The sequence below is a fragment of the Streptomyces sp. NPDC091412 genome, from assembly GCF_044756885.1.
GTDB lineage: Bacteria > Actinomycetota > Actinomycetes > Streptomycetales > Streptomycetaceae > Streptomyces.
In genome coordinates, this window is record NZ_JBIVTV010000005.1 from 427,164 (window position 1) to 445,088 (window position 17,925).

The 17,925-nt window shown below is 71.3% G+C and carries 17 protein-coding genes and 1 pseudogene; 6 read left to right on the forward strand and 12 right to left on the reverse strand.

Annotated elements, in window-relative coordinates; translation table 11 throughout:
- Positions 1-54: 54 nt before the first annotated feature.
- From ACIQMV_RS16550 to ACIQMV_RS16590, 9 genes are all read right to left on the reverse strand, one after another.
- Entirely contained in the window at positions 55-1,662 is a 1,608-nt protein-coding gene (locus ACIQMV_RS16550; RefSeq protein ID WP_402593367.1) for a glycoside hydrolase family 13 protein, read from the reverse strand.
- Positions 1,663-1,692: 30 nt separating this feature from the next.
- Complete coding sequence (locus tag ACIQMV_RS16555) at positions 1,693-2,568, reverse strand: carbohydrate ABC transporter permease (protein ID WP_402593369.1); 876 nt, start codon at positions 2,566-2,568, stop codon at positions 1,693-1,695.
- Entirely contained in the window at positions 2,565-3,518 is a 954-nt protein-coding gene (locus ACIQMV_RS16560; RefSeq protein WP_402593370.1) for a carbohydrate ABC transporter permease, read from the reverse strand. Before ACIQMV_RS16560 ends, ACIQMV_RS16555 begins: the two co-directional genes overlap by 4 nt.
- Before the next feature lie 5 nt (positions 3,519-3,523).
- Positions 3,524-4,876: an ABC transporter substrate-binding protein gene (locus ACIQMV_RS16565; RefSeq protein WP_402593372.1), complete on the reverse strand. Its 1,353-nt coding sequence runs from the start codon at positions 4,874-4,876 to the stop codon at positions 3,524-3,526.
- 119 nt (positions 4,877-4,995) lie between these two features.
- Entirely contained in the window at positions 4,996-5,994 is a 999-nt protein-coding gene (locus ACIQMV_RS16570) for a LacI family DNA-binding transcriptional regulator (protein ID WP_172632789.1), read from the reverse strand.
- A 62-nt stretch (positions 5,995-6,056) separates the two neighbouring features.
- On the reverse strand, positions 6,057-6,872 hold the full coding sequence (locus tag ACIQMV_RS16575; RefSeq protein ID WP_401770422.1) for an ABC transporter permease: 816 nt from the start codon (positions 6,870-6,872) through the stop codon (positions 6,057-6,059).
- Positions 6,873-6,910: 38 nt separating this feature from the next.
- On the reverse strand, positions 6,911-7,813 hold the full coding sequence (locus ACIQMV_RS16580; RefSeq protein WP_401770424.1) for an ABC transporter permease: 903 nt from the start codon (positions 7,811-7,813) through the stop codon (positions 6,911-6,913).
- 3 nt (positions 7,814-7,816) lie between these two features.
- Positions 7,817-9,016, reverse strand: a complete 1,200-nt coding sequence (locus ACIQMV_RS16585) for an ABC transporter substrate-binding protein (protein ID WP_402593374.1) — start codon at positions 9,014-9,016, stop codon at positions 7,817-7,819.
- Between the two features lie 31 nt (positions 9,017-9,047).
- Positions 9,048-10,085: an ABC transporter ATP-binding protein gene (locus ACIQMV_RS16590; protein ID WP_402593376.1), complete on the reverse strand. Its 1,038-nt coding sequence runs from the start codon at positions 10,083-10,085 to the stop codon at positions 9,048-9,050.
- A 158-nt stretch (positions 10,086-10,243) separates the two neighbouring features.
- On the opposite strand from ACIQMV_RS16590, the gene ACIQMV_RS16595 reads away from it, so the two are divergent.
- A complete protein-coding gene (locus tag ACIQMV_RS16595; protein WP_141366028.1) occupies positions 10,244-10,978 on the forward strand; it encodes a FadR/GntR family transcriptional regulator in 735 nt (244 codons plus the stop codon).
- A gap of 36 nt (positions 10,979-11,014) precedes the next feature.
- Positions 11,015-11,797: a cache domain-containing protein gene (locus ACIQMV_RS16600; protein WP_402593378.1), complete on the forward strand. Its 783-nt coding sequence runs from the start codon at positions 11,015-11,017 to the stop codon at positions 11,795-11,797.
- Positions 11,798-12,535: 738 nt separating this feature from the next.
- Here ACIQMV_RS16600 and ACIQMV_RS16605 read toward each other — a convergent pair.
- Positions 12,536-13,207 carry a hypothetical protein gene (locus tag ACIQMV_RS16605; RefSeq protein ID WP_141356438.1) on the reverse strand — a complete coding sequence of 224 codons (672 nt, stop codon included), beginning with the start codon at positions 13,205-13,207 and terminating at the stop codon, positions 12,536-12,538.
- Between the two features lie 226 nt (positions 13,208-13,433).
- Here ACIQMV_RS16605 and ACIQMV_RS16610 point away from each other — a divergent pair, with 226 nt between their 5' ends.
- From ACIQMV_RS16610 to ACIQMV_RS16620, 3 genes and pseudogenes are all read left to right on the forward strand, one after another.
- Positions 13,434-14,090, forward strand: coding sequence for a helix-turn-helix domain-containing protein (locus ACIQMV_RS16610; protein WP_402593379.1), 657 nt, complete (start codon positions 13,434-13,436; stop codon positions 14,088-14,090).
- A pseudogene (locus ACIQMV_RS16615) lies at positions 14,045-14,619 on the forward strand (toxin-antitoxin system, toxin component). Before ACIQMV_RS16610 ends, ACIQMV_RS16615 begins: the two are co-directional and overlap by 46 nt.
- Before the next feature lie 145 nt (positions 14,620-14,764).
- Positions 14,765-14,992, forward strand: a complete 228-nt coding sequence (locus ACIQMV_RS16620) for a hypothetical protein (protein ID WP_402593381.1) — start codon at positions 14,765-14,767, stop codon at positions 14,990-14,992.
- Between the two features lie 4 nt (positions 14,993-14,996).
- Here ACIQMV_RS16620 and ACIQMV_RS16625 read toward each other — a convergent pair whose 3' ends face one another.
- Both ACIQMV_RS16625 and ACIQMV_RS16630 read right to left on the reverse strand, forming a co-directional pair.
- A complete protein-coding gene (locus ACIQMV_RS16625) occupies positions 14,997-15,677 on the reverse strand; it encodes a 4'-phosphopantetheinyl transferase (RefSeq protein ID WP_402593383.1) in 681 nt (226 codons plus the stop codon).
- On the reverse strand, positions 15,674-16,534 hold the full coding sequence (locus ACIQMV_RS16630; protein ID WP_141356448.1) for a metallophosphoesterase: 861 nt from the start codon (positions 16,532-16,534) through the stop codon (positions 15,674-15,676). The genes ACIQMV_RS16625 and ACIQMV_RS16630 overlap by 4 nt, the downstream gene beginning before the upstream one ends.
- A gap of 271 nt (positions 16,535-16,805) precedes the next feature.
- On the opposite strand from ACIQMV_RS16630, the gene ACIQMV_RS16635 reads away from it, so the two are divergent.
- Positions 16,806-17,897, forward strand: a complete 1,092-nt coding sequence (locus ACIQMV_RS16635; RefSeq protein WP_402593537.1) for an ATP-grasp domain-containing protein — start codon at positions 16,806-16,808, stop codon at positions 17,895-17,897.
- Positions 17,898-17,925 lie beyond the last annotated feature (28 nt).

The following is a 17,925-nucleotide window of genomic DNA, read 5'->3' on the forward strand; positions in this document are numbered from 1 at the left end:
TGGTGGGGGGTACGGGGATAGCGCGGTGCGTCGCGGCGGGCGGGCTGCGCGGCCTCAGGCGCGCAGCCAGACCGCCGTGTCCTGCGGGAGACGACCGGTCTCGTCCAACGGGCCGCTGCTCAGCAGGAGTTCTGTGTGTCCGGGGAGTTCGGCGGGGGTGGCGGCGAGGTTGACGACACAGGTCGTGCCGTCGGCGCGGGTGAAGGCGAGGACGCCTTCGGGGGCGGGCAGCCAGGTCAGGGGGGCGTCGCCGAAGGCCGGGCGGAGGCGGATCGCCTCACGGTAGAGGGTGAGCATGGAGGAGGGATCGTTCTGCTGCCGGTCGACGGCGTACGCGGGCCAGTCGGCGGGCTGCGGCAGCCACGGTTCCTCGTGGGAGCCGAAGCCGGCGTGGGGCGCGTCGGCCGCCCACGGCAGCGGGACCCGGCAGCCGTCGCGGCCCGGGTCGGTGCCGCCGGAGCGGAAGTGCATCGGGTCCTCGACGCGGTCGAGGGGGATGTCGGCCTCGGGCAGGCCGAGTTCCTCGCCCTGGTACACGTAGACCGCGCCGGGCAGGGCGAGGGACAGCAGCGCGGCCGCGCGGGCCCGCCGGGTGCCGAGGGACCGGTCGGTGGGTGTGCCGAAGGCCTTGGCGGCGAAGTCGAAGCCGGTGTCGGCGCGGCCGTAGCGGGTGACCGTGCGGGTGACGTCGTGGTTGCACAGCACCCAGGTGGCGGGTGCCCCCACCGGGGCGTGCTCGGCGAGCGTCGTGTCGATCGAGTCCCGCAGCCGTCCGGCGTCCCAGGAACAGGACAGGAACGAGAAGTTGAAGGCGGTGTGGAGTTCGTCGGGGCGCAGGTAGCGGGCGAAACGCTCCGGGTCGGGCAGCCACACCTCGCCGACGAAGACGCCCTCGTAGGCGTCGGCCACGGCCCGCCAGGAGCGGTAGACGTCGTGGAGTTCGTCGCGGTCGACGAACGGGTGGGGATCGCGGCCCTCGACGAAGTCCGGCAGCGCGGGGTCCTTGGCGAGCAGGGCGGCCGAGTCGATGCGGACGCCCGCGACGCCCCGCTCGAACCAGAAGCGCAGGATGTCCTCGTGCTCCTGGCGGACCGCCGGGTGGGCCCAGTTGAGGTCCGGCTGCTCGGGCGTGAACAGGTGCAGGTACCAGTCGCCGTCGGGCAGCCGGGTCCACACCGGTTCGGTGGAGCCGACGAACTGGGACGGCCAGTCGTTGGGCGGCAGTTCGCCGTGCCGGCCGCGTCCGGGGCGGAAGTGGAACAGCTCGCGTTCCGGGCTGCCCGGCGGCGCGGCGAGCGCGGCGCGGAACCACGGGTGCTGGTCGGAGACGTGGTTCGGTACGACGTCGACGATGGTGCGGATGCCCAGTTCCCGGGCCTCCGAGATCAGCTTCTCCGCCTCGGCGAGGGTTCCGAAGGCCGGGTCGATCGCCCGGTAGTCGGCGACGTCGTAGCCGCCGTCCTTCATCGGCGACAGGTACCACGGGTTGAACCACAGGGCGTCGACGCCGAGTTCGGCGAGGTACGGGAGCTTCGCGCGGACTCCGGCGAGGTCGCCGGTGCCGTTCCCGTCGCCGTCCGCGAAACTGCGCACGTAGATCTGGTAGATGACGGCGGAGCGCCACCAGTCGGTCTGCTTCCGGGCATGGGTGGGCTGTCCCACAGTGCGTGCCTTTCTGTCGAGGGGGCCGTGTCAGCCCTTGGTGCTGCCGGCGCTGATCCCGGCGATGATGTGCCGCTGGAAGACGAGGAACAGGGCGACCATCGGAATGCTGGCGATCACCATCGCGGCGACCAGCACGGTCAGTTGGATGTTCTGCGACAGCTGGACGAGGGCCACGCTGATCGGCTGCTTGCCGGTGTCGGAGAAGACCATCAGCGGCCACAGGAAGTCCTGCCACACGGCGACCAGGGCGAAGATCGAGACCACGCCGAGGACCGGCCGGGACATGGGCAGCACCACGGACCACAGGATGCGCAGCCGTCCGGCGCCGTCGATCTCGGCGGCCTCCAGTACGTCCCGCGGGAGCTGGTCGAAGAACCGTTTGAGGAGGTAGAGGTTGAAGGCGTTGGCGACGGCGGGCAGCCAGATCGCGAGGGGGTCGTTGAGCAGGCTCGTGTGGATCAGCGGCAGATCGGCGACCGTCAGGTACTTCGGTACGACCAGGGCCTGGGCCGGGACCATGAGGGTGGCCAGGATGCCGCCGAGGACCACCTTGCCGAAGGCGGGTCTCAGCTTGGACAGGGCGTAGGCGGCGGCGGTGCAGAACACCAGCTGGAACGCCCAGGCGCCGGCGGCCTGTACCACCGTGTTCCACAGGTGCTGCGGGAGCTGCATCAGGTCCCAGGCGTCGGTGAAGCCGTCGAGGTGCCAGCGCTTCGGCAGCAGGGTGGGCGGGGTCTGCGCGACCTCGTCCGGCGACTTCATCGCGCCGGTCGCCATCCAGTAGACCGGGAAGAGGAAGGCGAGCGCGAAGAGCAGGACGACACCGGTGAACACGGTCCAGTAGGCGGCCTTGCCGCGCGGGCGGGCCAGGACGGCCAGGGAGATCAGGGTCCGGGTGCTCATGCGTCCCCCTCGGAGCGGGTGAGCCGCAGATACGCGGCGGAGAACGCGCCGAGCAGGACCAGGAGCATCACGCTGAGCGCGCAGGCCCCGCCGAAGTCGTTGTAGAGGAAGGCGTACTTGTAGATGAGGTAGAGGACGGTGACCGTGGCGTTCTCCGGGCCGCCGCCCGTGATGACGAACGGCTCCGTGAACACCTGCATGGTGGCGATGATCTGAAGGAGCATCAGCATCAGGATGACGAACCTGGTCTGCGGGATCGTCACGTGCCGGACGCGCTGGAGGAGGTTCGCGCCGTCCAGTTCGGCGGCCTCGTACAGCTCGCCGGGGATGGACTGGAGCGCGGCCAGGTAGATCAGGACGGTGCCGCCCATGTTGGCCCAGGTCGCCACGATCACCAGGGAGACCAGGGCGGTGTCGGTGCCGTTGGTCCAGTTCGAGGTGGGCAGGTGCAGGAAGCGCAGCGCCTCGTTGGCGAGGCCGGCGCCGGGGTCGTAGAACCACTTCCACAGCAGGGCGCTCACCACCGGCGGGATCATCACCGGCAGATAGACCACGACTCGGAAGAAGGCCTTGGCGTGGCGGAGTTCGTTGAGGACCAGGGCGAGGACGAACGGGACGGCGAAGCCGATGAGCAGGGCCAGCAGCGTGAAGGTGAGCGTGTTGCGCCAGGCCGCCGTGAACTCCGGGTCGTGCAGGACACGGGTGAAGTTCGCGGTGCCGACCCACTCGGGCTCGGAACCCGGCGTGTACTTCTGGAAGGCGATCACGACCGCGCGGATCGCCGGGTACCAGGAGAACAGGGCGAAGCAGACGAGGCCGCCGAGGAGGAATCCGTAGGCGTGGAGCTGGTCGCGCAGTCGCCGCCGCCTCCGGTCCCCTGCCGGGGGCGGCGCCGGGAGGGGGCGTACGGCGACCGCCGGGGCGGATCGCCGCGCTGCCGTCTTCGTCATCGCCGTCAGCTCCGGGCCAGGATGCTGTCGATCTTGCCGGAGGCGTCCTTGAGGAGCTGGTCGATATGGGCGTCCTTCTTGGTGAGGACGGCGGAGACGACGCCGTCGAGGACGGAGTAGATCTGCTGGGCGTTCGGCGGCTCGATCTTCAGCTGGAGGTTCTTGTTGCCGTCGAGGAAGGCCTGGTAGTTCTCCACAGGGACGTTCGCGTTGGCCTTCTTGACCTCCTGGTCCTTGGCGTCGGCGGCGCCGGTGAACAGGCGCGGCTCGGGCAGGCCGACCGGGCCGTCGTTCTTCTTGGCGCGGGCGTAGTCACCGAGGAAGCCGGAGCCGGGGGTGAGGAACATGTGGTCGAGCCACTTGAGGCCGGCGCGGATCTGCTCGGGCGTGTCCTTCTTGTTGAACATGTAGCCGTCGCCGCCGATGAGCGTGCCCTTGCCGCCGGGCATCGGGGCGAGGGCCAGGTCCTTGTAGTTGCCGCCCTTCTCCTTGACCAGGATCGGGATGTTGTCGGGGGCGGAGAGGTACATCCCGAGCTTGCCCGAACCCATCATCTGCTGCACGTCGTTGATGATGAGGAGTTGCTTGCTGCCCATGGAGTCGTCGGTCCAGCGCATGTCGTGCAGGTTCTGGAGCACGGCGTGGCCCTCGGGGGTGTCGACGGTGGCCTTCTTGCCGTCGGCGTCGACGACGTCTCCGCCCTGCGAGTACAGCTCGGCGGTGAAGTGCCAGCCGCCCTGGTTCTGGGCGCTGTAGTCGGCGTAGCCGACGGTGCCGCCGCCGAGCGCGGCGATCTTCTTGGCGGCGGCGCGGACCTCCTCCCAGGTGGCCGGGGGCTTGTCGGGGTCGAGACCCGCCTTCTCGAAGAGCTTGCGGTTGTAGATCAGGCCCATCGAGTAGCCGGTGCGCGGGATGCCGTAGATCTTCCCGTCGACGGTGTAGATGTCGCGCAACTGCTGCTGGATGGTGTCGTAGCTCTTCAGCTCCTTGACGTACGGGGTGAGGTCGGCGGCCTGGTTGATGTCCACGACGTGCTTGGCGTCGGTGAAGTAGGTGTAGAAGACGTCCTCCATCTGGCCGCCGGCCAGCTTGGCGTCGAACGTCTTCGGGTCCTGGCAGGGGAAGGCGTCGTGCGCGACGACGTCGATGTCCGGGTTCCGCTTCTCGAAGGAGGCGATGTCCTCCTCGAAGAACTTCCGGTCGACCTTGGCGCTCTTGGGCGGCTCGCAGTTGACGGTGATGCGGGTCTTGCCGCCGGACGACTCGTCGTCCGACGCCCCGCAGGCCGTGGCGACGAGGGCAAGGGAGGAACAGACGCCGATCGCCACAAAGGTGCGGCGGAAGCCGGTGCTTGACATCGGTGGACCCCTCTGGACAGGAGCTGTGGGCGCCGCACACTCAAGCACCGGCGACACCGCTTCGCAAGATGTCGCGCAGAATCTGTAATTATTTGACAGGAGAGAGGATCTATTGGATCTCAGGCACGCGGCGCTTGCGCGGTGGAGCCGCGGACCACCAGTTCCGGCTCGAACAGCAGCTCGTCGGCCGGTACGGAGGTGCCGCCGATCTGCGCGTTGAGCAGCTCGACCGCCGCCTTGCCCATCGACTCGATGGGCTGGCGCACGGTGGTGAGCGGCGGTTCCGTGCAGTTCATCAGCGCGGAGTCGTCGTAGCCCACGACGGAGATCTGGGCGGGCACGTCGAGTCCCTTGCGCCGGGCGGCCCTTACGACGCCCAGTGCGAGCGGGTCGCTGGCGCAGATGATGCCGGTGACCCCGCGGTCGATCAGCTTGGCCCCGGCCGCGTGGCCACCCTCGATGGAGAAGATCGCCCGGGCCACGCACTCCTCGGGCAGCTCGCCCGCGAGAGCGCGGGCCGCCGCCAGCTTCCGCGCCGACGGCACATGGTCGCCCGGCCCGAGCACCAGCCCGATCCGCTCGTGCCCGAGGGAGGCGAGATGGCGCCAGGCCTGCTCCACGGCGACCGCGTCGTCGCAGGACACCGCGGGGAACCCGAGGTCCTCGATGGCCGCGTTGACCAGCACCACGGGGATGTTGCGGTCCGCGAGCCGCCGGTAGTGGGCGTGCGGCGCGTCCGCCTGGGCGTACAGCCCGCCGGCGAACACGACGCCGGAGACCTGCTGTTGCAGCAGCAGCTCCACGTAGTCCGCCTCGGAGACCCCGCCCTTGGTCTGGGTGCACAGCACCGGGGTGAGCCCGAGCTGCGCCAGCGCGCCGCCGATGGCCTCGGCGAAGGCCGGGAAGATCGGGTTCTGCAGCTCGGGCAGGACCAGGCCCACCAGCCGGGCCCGCTCGCCGCGCAGCTGCGTGGGCCGCTCGTACCCGAGCACGTCCAGCGCGGAGAGCACCGCCTGCCGGGTGGCGTCGGACACTCCGGGCTTCCCGTTGAGCACCCGGCTGACCGTGGCCTCACTGACCCCGACCTTCTTCGCCACTTCCGCAAGTCGTCGCGTCATACACGCAAGCCTAGCGCAAGAAAAGCAAGCTGCTTGCGTAAAGGAGGGTCGGCGCTGCCCTGCTAGATCCTGCTCTCCGTGGCCGTGTCCGACGACAGGCGCTGGGCTATGTAGATCGGGACGACGGAAAGCAGGACCAGTACGGCCGCCACGACGTTCACCACGGGGGCCTGTTGGGGTCTGGTCATGTTGTTGAAGATCCAGATGGGCAGGGTCTCGACGCCGGGTCCTGCGGTGAAGGTGGTGACCACGACCTCGTCGAAGGACAGGGCGAAGGCGAGCAGGCCCCCGGCGAACAGGGCCGAGCGGACCAGAGGGAAGGTGACGTCGGCGAAGGCGCGGAAGGTGTTCGCACCGAGGTCCATCGCCGCCTCCTCGTAGGAGCCGGAGGTGCGGCGCAGCCGGGCCACGACGTTGTTGAAGACGACGACGATGCAGAAGGTGGCGTGCCCGACGACCACGGTGAACAGTCCGAGACCGACGCCGAGCGGCCGGAGCACCGTGGAGAAGGCGGAGTTCAGGGCGATGCCGGTGACGATGCCGGGCAGCGCGATCGGCAGGACGACCACGAAGGAGAGGGTGTCGCGGCCGAAGAAGCGGTGCCGGGCCACCGCGAAGGCGATGAGCGTGCCGAGGACCAGGGCGATCGCGGTGGCGCCCAGGCCCGCCTTCACCGAGACCCAGACGGCGTCCCGCGCCCCCGAGTTGTCCCAGGCCACCGACCACCAGTGCAGGGTCAGGCCGGGCGGCGGCCAGCTGGCGCTGCGGTCCGGGTTGAGTGAGTTGACGAGGACCAGCAGGAGCGGGACGTAGATCACCGCGAACCCGAAGGCTGCGGCGGCGTGCAGCGCGATGCGCGCGCCACGGGAGAGCTGCATGACGTGGTACACCCCCCTGGGAAGGCTGCCGAGGACGGTCAGAGGCTGCTGAGGGCGCCGGTGCGCCGCATCGCCAGCAGATAGAGCACGATGACGACGACGGGGACCGTGCCGAGCGCGGCGGCCATGGGCAGGTTGAGTTCGATGTTGGAGTAGACGAGGTTGCCGATCAGCTGGGTCTTGCCGCCGACGATCTGCACGGTGATGTAGTCGCCGAGGCTGAGCGAAAAGGTGAAGACCGACCCGGCGGCGACCGCCGGCAGCACCATCGGCAGCACCACCGACCGGAAGGTTCGCCAGGGGCGCGCCCCGAGGTCGGCGGAGGCGTCGAGCAGATTGCCCGGCAACTGCTCCAGCGCGGTGTGGATCGGCAGGATCATGTACGGCAGCCAGAGGTAGGTCAGGGTGAGGAGGGCGGCCGGCAGGCCGAAACCGGGGCCGCTCAGCCCGAACGGCTTCAGCATCCAGTCCGCGAGCCCGCCCTGGGACAGGATCAGCCGCCAGGCGTACACCTTGACCAGGTAACTCGCCCACAGCGGCGTGAGGATGGCAACCACCAGCAGCGGGCGCCACCGGGGCCGGGCGACGCGCGCGGTGAAGAAGGCGAGCGGGAAGGCGATCACCGCGCACAGGGCGGTGACCGCCAGGGCCACGCCGACGCTGCGCAGGATCACCTGGTGGAAGACGGACGTCGTCAGCAGGGCGCGGAAGTTGTCCACCGACCAGACCTTGACGACCTCGGAGGTGAAGGAGTTCGTCGTCCAGAAGGCGGAGAGGAAGAGCACGGTCAGCGAGCCGAGGTACAGCACGGCCAGCCACAGCAGCGGGGCGGTCAGCAGCAGGGAGAGGCGCAGCCGGGGGCGGCGGTGCAGCATCCCGGCCAGCCGCCGGACGGTGGCCCTGGAGCCCTGTCGTCCGGCGGCCTGGGCGGTGACGGTCATGGTTCAGCCCTTGATCTCGGTCCAGGCCTGCACCCACTTGGCGTACGGCACGCAGGTGACGTCCGTGCGGCCGTCCAGGCACTGCGGGATCGGCGTGTTCCAGAAGGCGACCCGCTTCCAGTAGGCGGTGTCGGCCGCGTGGTAGGTGGCGCAGAAGCCCTTGTCGCTGGTCTGCTCGCAGGCCTTGGCGTTGGCGGGGGCCTCGCCGAAGTACTCGGCCACCTGGGCGTTGGCCTTCGGGGAGACGATCCAGTCCAGCCACTTGTAGGCGCAGTTGGGGTGCTTGGCCTTGGCGGAGATCATCCAGGTGTCGGACCAGCCGGTCGCGCCCTCCTTCGGCACGAACGCCTTCACCTTGGCGCCCTCGGAGGCGGCGAGGTTCACGATGACCTGCCAGGTGGTGCCGACCAGGGAGTCCCCGCTCTTGAAGGCGGAGACCTCCTTGAGGTAGTCGCCCCAGTACTCGCCGACGTCGGCGTTCTGCTTCTTCAGCAGGGCGACGGCGGCGTCGAACTGCTTCTGGTCGAGCGCGTACGGGTCCTTGATCTTCAACTCGGGCCTGGTGGCCTTGAGATACAGGGCGGCGTCGGCGATGTAGATGGGCGAGTCGTAGGCCGTGACGTGGCCCTTGTACTTCGCCGCGTCGTCGAAGACGGCCGACCAGGAAGTGGGCGCGGGCCGCACCTTCTCGGTGTTGTACATCAGCAGGTTGGCGCCGCGGCCGTGCGGGATGCCGTAGGCCTTGCCCTTGACGGAGTTCCAGGCCTGCATCTTCAGGTCGTCGAAGACGTCCTTGTAGTTGGGTACGAGGGCGGTGTTGACCGGGGCGGCGTCACCGGAGGCGATCAGGCGCAGGGAGGCGTCGCCGGAGGCGGACACGGTGTCGTACTCCCCCGTCTTCATCAGCTTGACCATCTCGTCGGAGCTGGCGGCGACCTTGGAGTGGACCTGGCAGCCGGTCTGCTTCTCGAAGTCGCCGACCCAGTCGACCTTGGGGTCGTTGGAGCCGTCCTCGACGTAGCCGGCCCAGGCGATCACGTTGACCCGGCCCTCGGTCTTCCCGAGTTCGGACTGCGCCTTGAGGTCGGGAGGGTTGAGGCCGGTCGCGGAGGTGCCGCTCCCCGAGTCGGAGGAGCCGCACGCGGTGGCGGCGAGCAGCAGTGTGAGGGCGGCGGCCGTCTGGAGGGTTCGGGTCAGGCGCACGGCGTACTCCATGGGTGAGGGGGTGTGGTGCTCAGCGGGCGTCGGGGACCTGGACGGCGTGGCGGCGGTGCCATGCCAGCCGTACGCGGGTGCCGCGGTAGGCAGCGACGTCCTCGGCGGAGGTCTCCAGGTTCTGCTGGAGTGCGGTGAGACGGCCGCCGGTGTCGAGATCGACCAGGAAGCGGGTGGAGTCGCCCAGGTAGACGACCTCGGCGACGGTGCCCGTGGCGGTCGCCTGCTCGGGTTCGTCGGCGACGGCGGACTCCTTCAGGACGCGGATCTTCTCCGGCCGGACGCTGTGCGTTCCGGGGATGCCGAGGATCCGCTGGGCCGACTCGCCCTCGAGGAGGTTGGAGGTGCCGACGAAGGACGCGACGAACGGGGTCGCCGGGCGTTCGTAGATCTCGGCGGGGGTGCCGACCTGTTCGACGCGGCCCTGGTGGAAGACGGCGATGCGGTCGCTCATCGTCAGGGCCTCCTCCTGGTCGTGGGTGACGAACACGAAGGTGATGCCGACCTCCCGCTGGAGCGCCTTGAGTTCGACCTGCATCTGCTCGCGCAGCTTGAGGTCGAGGGCGCCGAGCGGTTCGTCGAGCAGCAGGACGCGGGGACGGCCGACCAGGGCGCGGGCGAGGGCGACGCGCTGGCGCTGGCCGCCGGAGAGTTCGGCCGGGCGGCGTCCGCCGTAGCCGTCGAGGCGCACCTCGGCGAGGGCCTTGCGGGCACGGACGAGCCGTTCGGGCTTCGGCACCTTGCGGATCTTCAGGGCGTAGCCGACGTTCTGCTCGACGGTCATGTGCGGGAAGAGGGCGTAGTCCTGGAAGACGGTGTGGACGTCCCGTTCGAAGGGGGCGAGGCCGGTGACCTCCTGCCCGGCGAGTTCGACGCGGCCCGCGTCCGGGGCCTCGAAGCCGGCGATCAGACGCAGGACCGTGGTCTTGCCCGAGCCGGAGGGGCCGAGCATCGAGAAGAACTCCCCGTCCCGGATCTCCAGGTCGACCCCGGCCACGGCGGCCGTCTCCCCGAACGTCCTGCGCAGACCCTGCAGCCGGACGGCAACTCCCTTCATGGGGAACCTTTCTGACGCTCGTGATCGTTGAGCGGAAACCTATGAAGTCATAGTTCAAAGCTCAAGACCGCCTCTGGGTAAAAGTTGGGTCAACTGGCAAGGTGGTGGCCGTGAAGCAGGGACACGTCGAGAACGGCGCCGGGAGCCCGCGCGGGACGGTGGACGCGGGTGAAGCCGGCACCCGCAGAGTCGTCTTCGCGCCGGTGGACAGTCGGGCGCGGGTGGACACCGTGGTGCGCAGGATCGGCGACGCCATCGAACTCGGTCTGCTCGCCGAGGGGGAGCAGCTGCCCGGCGAGAGCGAACTGGCCGGGCAGCTCGGCGTCTCCACGGTGACCCTGCGGGAGGCGCTGATGGCGCTGCGGCAGCAGGGTCTGGTCACCACCCGGCGGGGGCGCGGCGGCGGCAGCTTCGTCTCCCTGCCCGAACTTCCGGGCGAGGAACGGCTGAAGGCCCGGCTGCGCGGCTGGGGCACGGAGGAGCTGCGCGACCTCAGCGACCACTGGGCCGCCCTGTCGGGCGCGGCGGCCGGACTGGCGGCCGAGCGCACCGAGTCCGGCGATCTGGGCCCGCTTCTGCGTACCGTCGAGGAGCTGGCGGCTGCCGAGGACGCGGCGGCCCGCAGCCGGGTCTACGGCCGGTTCCATGTGGAACTGGCGGCGGCCGCGCAGTCCGCGCGGCTCACCCGGGAGCAGATCGCGCTCCAGACGGAGGTCGGCGCGCTGCTGTGTCTGGTGCTCGGCGACGACGAATATCGTGAAGAAGTCGCAGATCGTCATCGCGCCGTCGTCTCCGCCGTGCAGGATGGGGCCCGTGATCCGGCCCGCACGCTGGCGGAGCGGTGCGTCCAGGAGTCGGCGGCGCGACTCATCGCCGTGCGGCTGGGCCTCTGACGACGCGGCGTCCGGCCCTGCCCCCTGGAGGACGCCATGAGCACGAGCCGCGTACATGCCGGGGCGGCGACCGTGACCCGCGACGCGTGCGCCGGAGAGCGCGTCGCCGCGCGGGTGGGCCGCACGCTGGAGGCGGTCTTCGGCGCGGTCGCCGAGACCCGCGCCGAGACGGCGGATCTGCTGGCGCGGGTGGTCGCCGAGGGCCGCGCGCCGGTGAGCGCCGACCTCGCCGCGCTGCGGCCGGGGCTGCATCTGCGGCTGGGCCGCGAGGAGCTCGTGTCCGGGGCCGGTTTCGTCGCCGCGCCGGGGCTGCTGACCGACGTGCCGGCCTGGCTGGAGTGGTGGCAGTGCACCGCGCGGGGGGACGTACGGCCGCTGCTGCTCGACCTGGATCCGCGGCAGTCGGCGTACTCGGACTACACGCACTGGGACTGGTTCGTCCTGCCCCGTGACACCGGGCGGCGGGCCGTGGCCGGGCCCTACGTCGACTACTTGTGCTCCGACGAGTACAGCCTGACCCTGTCCGCGCCGGTCCAGGTGGCGGGCCGGTTCGCGGGCGTGGCCGCGGCGGATGTGTATCTACGGCACTTCGAGGCGGCCGTACTGCCCCTGCTGCGCGAACTACCTGGCCCCGCCCACCTGGTGAACGCCCGCGGCCGCGTGGCAGCCTCCGCCGACCCGGCCCACCTGGCCGGCTCCCTGACCAGGGGCCCGGACTTCTCGGCGGTTCTGGAACGGGGCCGCCCCAGAACCCACGACGGAAACCACCTGGTGCCGTGCCGGGGCGTGCCCCTCATCCTGGTGATCAGGACCTCGTGACCGAGCCGGGCCCACGGCGTCGGGTACGGGATCCACGGCGGCCGGAACGGGATCCATGGCGCTCGGAGCGCGAACCGCGGCGGCTCAATCGGGATCCTGCGACCGGCGGCCGGGTTCCCTCGCCCGGCGGTCGCGGCTGCCGCGACCGGGAGCTGCCACAGGCCCCGGTGCCGCCGCACGGCACCGCTGGAACGGGGTGCGCCGCACGCCCCGGCGGACGACCGAAGCCTGCCCGGACCCGCCACGGCCACCGGCGACCGCCGCACGGCTCCCGCCGGGACGGGGCGCGCCACCACGCCAACCCGGCCCACGCGCCCCGGCCGCCATGCCGCCATCGACGGATCCCGGACAGGAGTCCACCCCTGTGGGCAGCCGAGTCCCGCCAGGGCCACGGAAGGACCCGGCGGGCACGGCATGGCTCCGCCGGGACAAGACTCGCGATCGCCGGTCGCCCCTTCGGGGGCGGGGGCCCGGCGCAACGCCGTAGGTGCCGGGTCAGACCTCCGGGGCCGGACCCACACCCAGCCGGCCGGACGACGGGACCGGCCTTGTCCTGCGCCGCACGGGCACGGGACAGCAGGCCTCCCGAAGCAAGTCCACCCCGCGGAAGACCGGAGCACCGCCCGGGTCACCACCGGACCCGGAGGTCGCCGCACGCCCTGGGGCAGGAGGTCGGTCGCCCCCGTGGAGCCGGGACGGCCCGGCGCCGTCGGCGACCTGAACGCCGACGGTGCCGGGTCAGCCCTCCGGGGCCGAGACCACGCTCAGGTGGCCGGCCGGACGGCGGCCCGGACCCGTCCTGCGCCGCACGGGCGCGGGACGGCGGGCCTCGCGGAGCACCAGGGTGAGGCGGGTGTAGCCGAGGTCCTGGAGGGTCGCCGGGGTCTCCTCGATGATCCGGCACTCGGTGGCGCCCCAGCGCGGGTCGGGGTGCAGCAGGGGACGTACCGAGCCGTCGGACACGACCGCCGTCTCGCCGACCGCGCGGAGCCAGTGCGGCAGCCCCTGCCGGTAGGCGGCCTCCATGATGGGGTCCTCGGCGATGTCCTGGAGGATGGCCTGAAGTCCGTGGTCGTGGCCACTGCGCTCCACCGTGGCCGCGAAGTGCGCCAGCATCGGCAGACACCAGCGGGACTCGTGCTCGCCGAGGACCGTGCCCGCGTCCGGGTGGAACAGGACGAACCGGAGGAAGTTGTCGCCCGGCATGGCCGTCGGATGCGGGCCGACGCCACGGAAGAGTGACGTGAAAGCGCTGTTGGTCAGGACCACGTCCCAGGTGTGGTCGACGACGAGGGACGGGAAGGGGACGGCCTCCAGGAACGTGGTGTAGTCCCGGAGGTAGGCCTGCGCCTCGGAACGAACGGGGACGGACCGCGGCGCCGGCCGCTGCCCTCCTGCCTGATGTGCCATCGGGAGGTCACCCCTCTTGCCTCTGCGGCCTTCACGCGGCGCCTTGATCCTGCTTCCCCTCCATGAGGCGTGTCAACTATCGTGGCATTCCATGCCGATTGACGGCTGAAATTGGCCACAGTTGTGGCGAGACCTGGATGCGAGTTCGAACGACCGGTTACTCTCCGGGAAGTTCACGGCACCCCGCCTTTGTGAGAAGCCTGTGAGAGACGTAGGAGATCTGTCGGTGACGGATGGCATCGAGGATCCGGGCGCCACGGCCTCGGCCGTGCTGCCGGCCGTCGTCGCACGTGTCACCGCGCTGGCCGACCGGCTCGACGTGCCCCAGGCGGAGGTCTTCGACGTCGGCCGCCTGTCCGCGGCCAGCGGCGTGCCGGAGCCCGTGGTCAGAACCCTGCTGAGCGGCCGGTCCGCGGGTGAGCCGGACGTGCAGGCCCGCTTCCTGCAACGGCTCGACCTGCTGCGCCGCACCCGGCTCAAGCCCAACGGACGCCGCTACACCCAGCAGGAGATCGCCGACGGCGCGGGCATGTCGCGGCAGCAGGCGGGCGCCCTCATCAACGGCGACCGGCGCCCCACCATGGAGCACTGCGACGCCATCCAGCGCTTCTTCCGGGTGCACGCCGGATTCCTCACCGCCGAGGACCCCGAGGCGCTCGCGGGGGCCCTTCAGCGCACCGAGCAGGAACTCCTCCAGCGGCTCGCCGACCGTGAGCGGGAGGCGGACACGGCCGCCGACGACCCGTTGGAGCGGCTGCTCCAGGACCACGGCGTGCGCGGGATCGCCTGGCGGGCCGCGCAGCTGCCCACCGACCAGCACCGCGACAAGGTCGCCGAGTGGCTGGACATGCTTCTGGAGAGCGTCAAGCGGCCCGAGCCGTGATGCCGGGGAGAGGCGTGCGCCGCGGGCGGCCCGACCGCTTCCGTACGGCCGCCGTCCCTCCCTGATCCGCCGGCGGGCTGTGGCTCGACATGACCGACCAGGACCTGGCTCTCGTCCAGGAACGCACCGCCCCCGAAAACCAGTTGGCGATCCTCGGCCACGAGCCGTGGCACATGCGGGCCGGGCACCACGGCCATCACATGGACGCTGCCGGAGTCGCCACGCGCCTGGTCGACGACGGCGCCGATCTCCGAGCGGCCGTACCCCATGCCGCCGCGCGCAGCCGGTTCGACCTCGCCGAGGAGGAGGACGAGGAGGAGGAGAGCTTGCCGCTGCTACCGGCAGGCAAGTGCCGTACGTGGCCCGTGGGTTCGCCCCTGCGCGGGCCGGTGCGGCGCGACGTCCGGCCGGGCGGATCGAGGCGTCCTTCAGTCGCCTGGGGCGGCGGGTGGAGGGGGACGGCCCGCGCGGGAACCCGTCGCAGGCGCAAGGGGTCCGGGGTGCCCGGGGTTTGATTCGCCTGAGCTGAGTGGGCGAACCGGCGCGGAGCGCGAGGGCATTGTCAGTGGTGGGCGGCAAGCTGGAGGCCGCGCCACCGCCGTGCGGAGGCGCCGTGCGCCGTCCGGGCGACCGGGCGCGCGACCGTGTGACGCCGAAACCGGGGAGAGCGATCCATGCCGACCGCCGTACTGACCGACCACGAACGCACCGCCGTCCAGGCCTATCTCAGGCTCCTGCACACGGTACGCGCCGCCTTCGACGGACCTCCGGGCGGCGCCCGCCCACCGGTGGTCCCGCCCACCGTGCTCGCCGAGGCGGAACAGGCGCTGGCCCGGGCGGGCCTGACGGGCAACGAGGAGGCGTTCTTCCGGCTTCTGGAGAGCTGGTGCCCGAGGCCGTGACCCGTCAGGCGCGCGGAACCGTCACCGCGGTGACCACCAGGCCTTGGCCCACGGTCCAGCGTCCCTCGAAGTGACCGAGGCGCCGTCCGTCGACCAGGGGGCCCGGGACGAGGAGCCGGGCGCGGAAGACGCCGTGCGGCGCCGACCCCGCGGCGGTGCTCACCTCGACGTCCGCCTCCTCGAAGTCCAGCCACTTGCCGGTGAGCGGGAACCAGGCCTTGTAGACGGACTCCTTCGCGCTGAACAGCAGCCGGTCCCAGTGCACGCCGGGGTGCAGCGCGGCCAACCGCGCCAGGCGCCGCTCCTCGGCGGGCAGAGCGATGGTGGACAGCACGCCGTCGGGGAGCGGGGCGTGCGGTTCGGCGTCGATGCCGAGGGAGGCCAGGTCGGTGGCGCGGACCAGGGCGGCGGCGCGGTAGCCCTCGCAGTGGGTCATGCTGCCCGCCAGCCCCTCCGGCCAGCGCGGAGCGCCCCGCTCACCGGGCAGCACGGGCCGCGGCGGTACGCCGAGCTTCTCCATGGCCACGCGGGCGCAGGCGCGCACGCCGGCGAACTCGCGCCGGCGCTTGCCGACCGCCCGCTCCACCACCGCCTGCTCCTCGGGGTGGAGCGGTGCCAGGTCGGTCTCGTCGTCGCCGTACGCCTCCACGGCCACCACCGAGTCCGGAAGCAACTCCTCGATCACCGGGTTCCGACCTCCAGGGGAAGAATGGGGCGCAGCCTGCCCGGAGGCTCCTTGCGCTTGCGCCACTCTCGGGGGTACCCGACCGACACCTCCTCGAAGCGGACGCCCTCGTGGTGGGTGGTCCGCGGGATGTGGAGGTGGCCGTAGACCACGGCGGCCGCGCGGAATCTGCGGTGCCAGTCGGCGGTGCGCCGGGTGCCGCACCACATGGCGAACTCCGGGTACCACAGGACGTCCGTCGGGTGCCGGTGGAGCGGGTAGTGGTTGACGAGCACGGTCGGCAGGTCGCCGGGGAGTGCGGCGAGCCTGCGTTCGGTCTCGGCGACCCGTGCCGCGCACCAGGCCTCGCGGCTCGGATACGGGTCCGGGTGCAACAGGAACTCGTCCGAGCAGACCACGCCGGTGCCGTGCGCGTAGGCCAGTCCCTCGTCCTTGGTCGCGCAGCCGGCCGGCAGGAAGGAGTAGTCGTAGAGCAGGAACAGCGGTGCCACGGCCACCGGGCCGCCCGGCCCGTCCCAGACCGGGTAGGGGTCCTCGGGCGTCGTCACTCCCAGTTCACGGCACAGCTCGACCAGATGCTCGTAACGGTCGACGCCCCGCAGGGTGACGGTGTCACGCGGATGGGTCCACAGCTCGTGGTTGCCGGGGACCCAGACCACCTTGCGGAACCGGCCCGCCAGTGTCTTCAGGGCCCAGCGGATGTCGGCGACGGTCTCCGCGACGTCGCCGGCCACGAGCAGCCAGTCGTCGTCCCGTTCCGGGGCCAGCCGCTCGACCAGGGCGCGGTTCTCGCTGTAGCCGATGTGCAGGTCGCTGATGGCGAGCAGCCGCCCGGCCCCACCGGCCTTTCCCGTCACCTCTCGCCCCCTGTCGTCCACATGATGGGCACCACAAGAGCACATCCGGCGGCACGGAGACAAGCGCGGCCCGCGCCGGTCGCGAAGGCGGAACCGCGGTGGGCCGGGCCCCGTCTCCGGGTGGCACGACCCGGTCTGCGGAAGTCGTATGATCACCCCAACACCGCCGCCTCAACTCCCTTTCATGCAGGGCGGCTTGGTGTCCCTCCTTCCCCTCTGGCCGGGCTCGGCCCGCTTCGCCCTGCCCGCGACCCCCCGAAAGGCGGCCCGCATGGTCTCCCGCGTACGCGTCTGGCTCAACCGCACGTACGCGGAGAACGTCTTCTTCATGGATCAGCTGCGCAGGAATCCCGGCGACCGGACCGTCGAGATCCACGCCACGCACGGCGACGCCGACTCGCCCGTGCTGGCCGCCGCCGACACCGCCGAGCTCGAACCGGAGGGCCTGTCCCCCGCCGCCTACGTCGAGTACGCGCTGGACCAGTGCGCACGGCGCGGCATCGACGTGTTCGTGCCGCGGCTGAACCAGGCCGCGATCGTGGCGCACCGCGCCGACTTCGCGGCCGCGGGCACCGCGCTGCTCGCGCCGACCCCGGAGGCGGTGGCCGTCTTCGCGGACAAGGCGACGGCGTACGAGGCGGCCCGGTCGATCGGCGTACCGGTGCCGCCGTGGTGGCGGGTCCGCACGGCCTGCGAACTGGTGGCCGCCGTAACGGAATTGGAGGAATCCGGGCATCTGGCGTGCTTCAAGCCCGCGGCCGGTGCGGGCGGCGTCGGCTTCCGCGTCATCACACGCGCGCCCTTCTCGCTGAGGCAGCTGAGCGGCTTCCCCGGCCCGCACGTCCCGCTGGACCTGGTCCTGCGGGCCCTGGAGCAGGCGGACGGTCCGGTGGACTGGCTGGTGATGCCCCGGCTGGAGCAGCCGGAGGTGTCGGTCGACTGCCTGACCGGGCCGGACAACCGGATCCGGCTGGCCGTGGGGCGCACCAAGAACGGCCGCCGCCGCGGCTTCACGCTGCACGAGCAGTGGCTGGAGCCCGCCCGGCGGATCGCGGAGGGCTTCGGGCTGCACTATCTGTCCAACATCCAGTTCCGGATGTACGGCGACCGTCCGGTACTGCTGGACGTGAACCCGCGTCCGGCGGGCGGACTGCACCAGCTCGCGCAGTGCGGGATCAACGCTCCTTGGGCCGCTGTGCAGTTGGCGCTGGGTGAGGATCCGGGGGTGGTGGCGCCGCCGTTCCTCGGCCAGGACTACACCGTGGTGTCGGGGCCGCGTCCGCTGCGGCCGGTGGCGATGGTCCGGCCACGGAGCGAGATGCCCGCGCAGTCGGCCGTGGCCCGCACCGGGGCCCCGGCGTAGCGGCCCGTTCCGGGATCGGTATGGACCA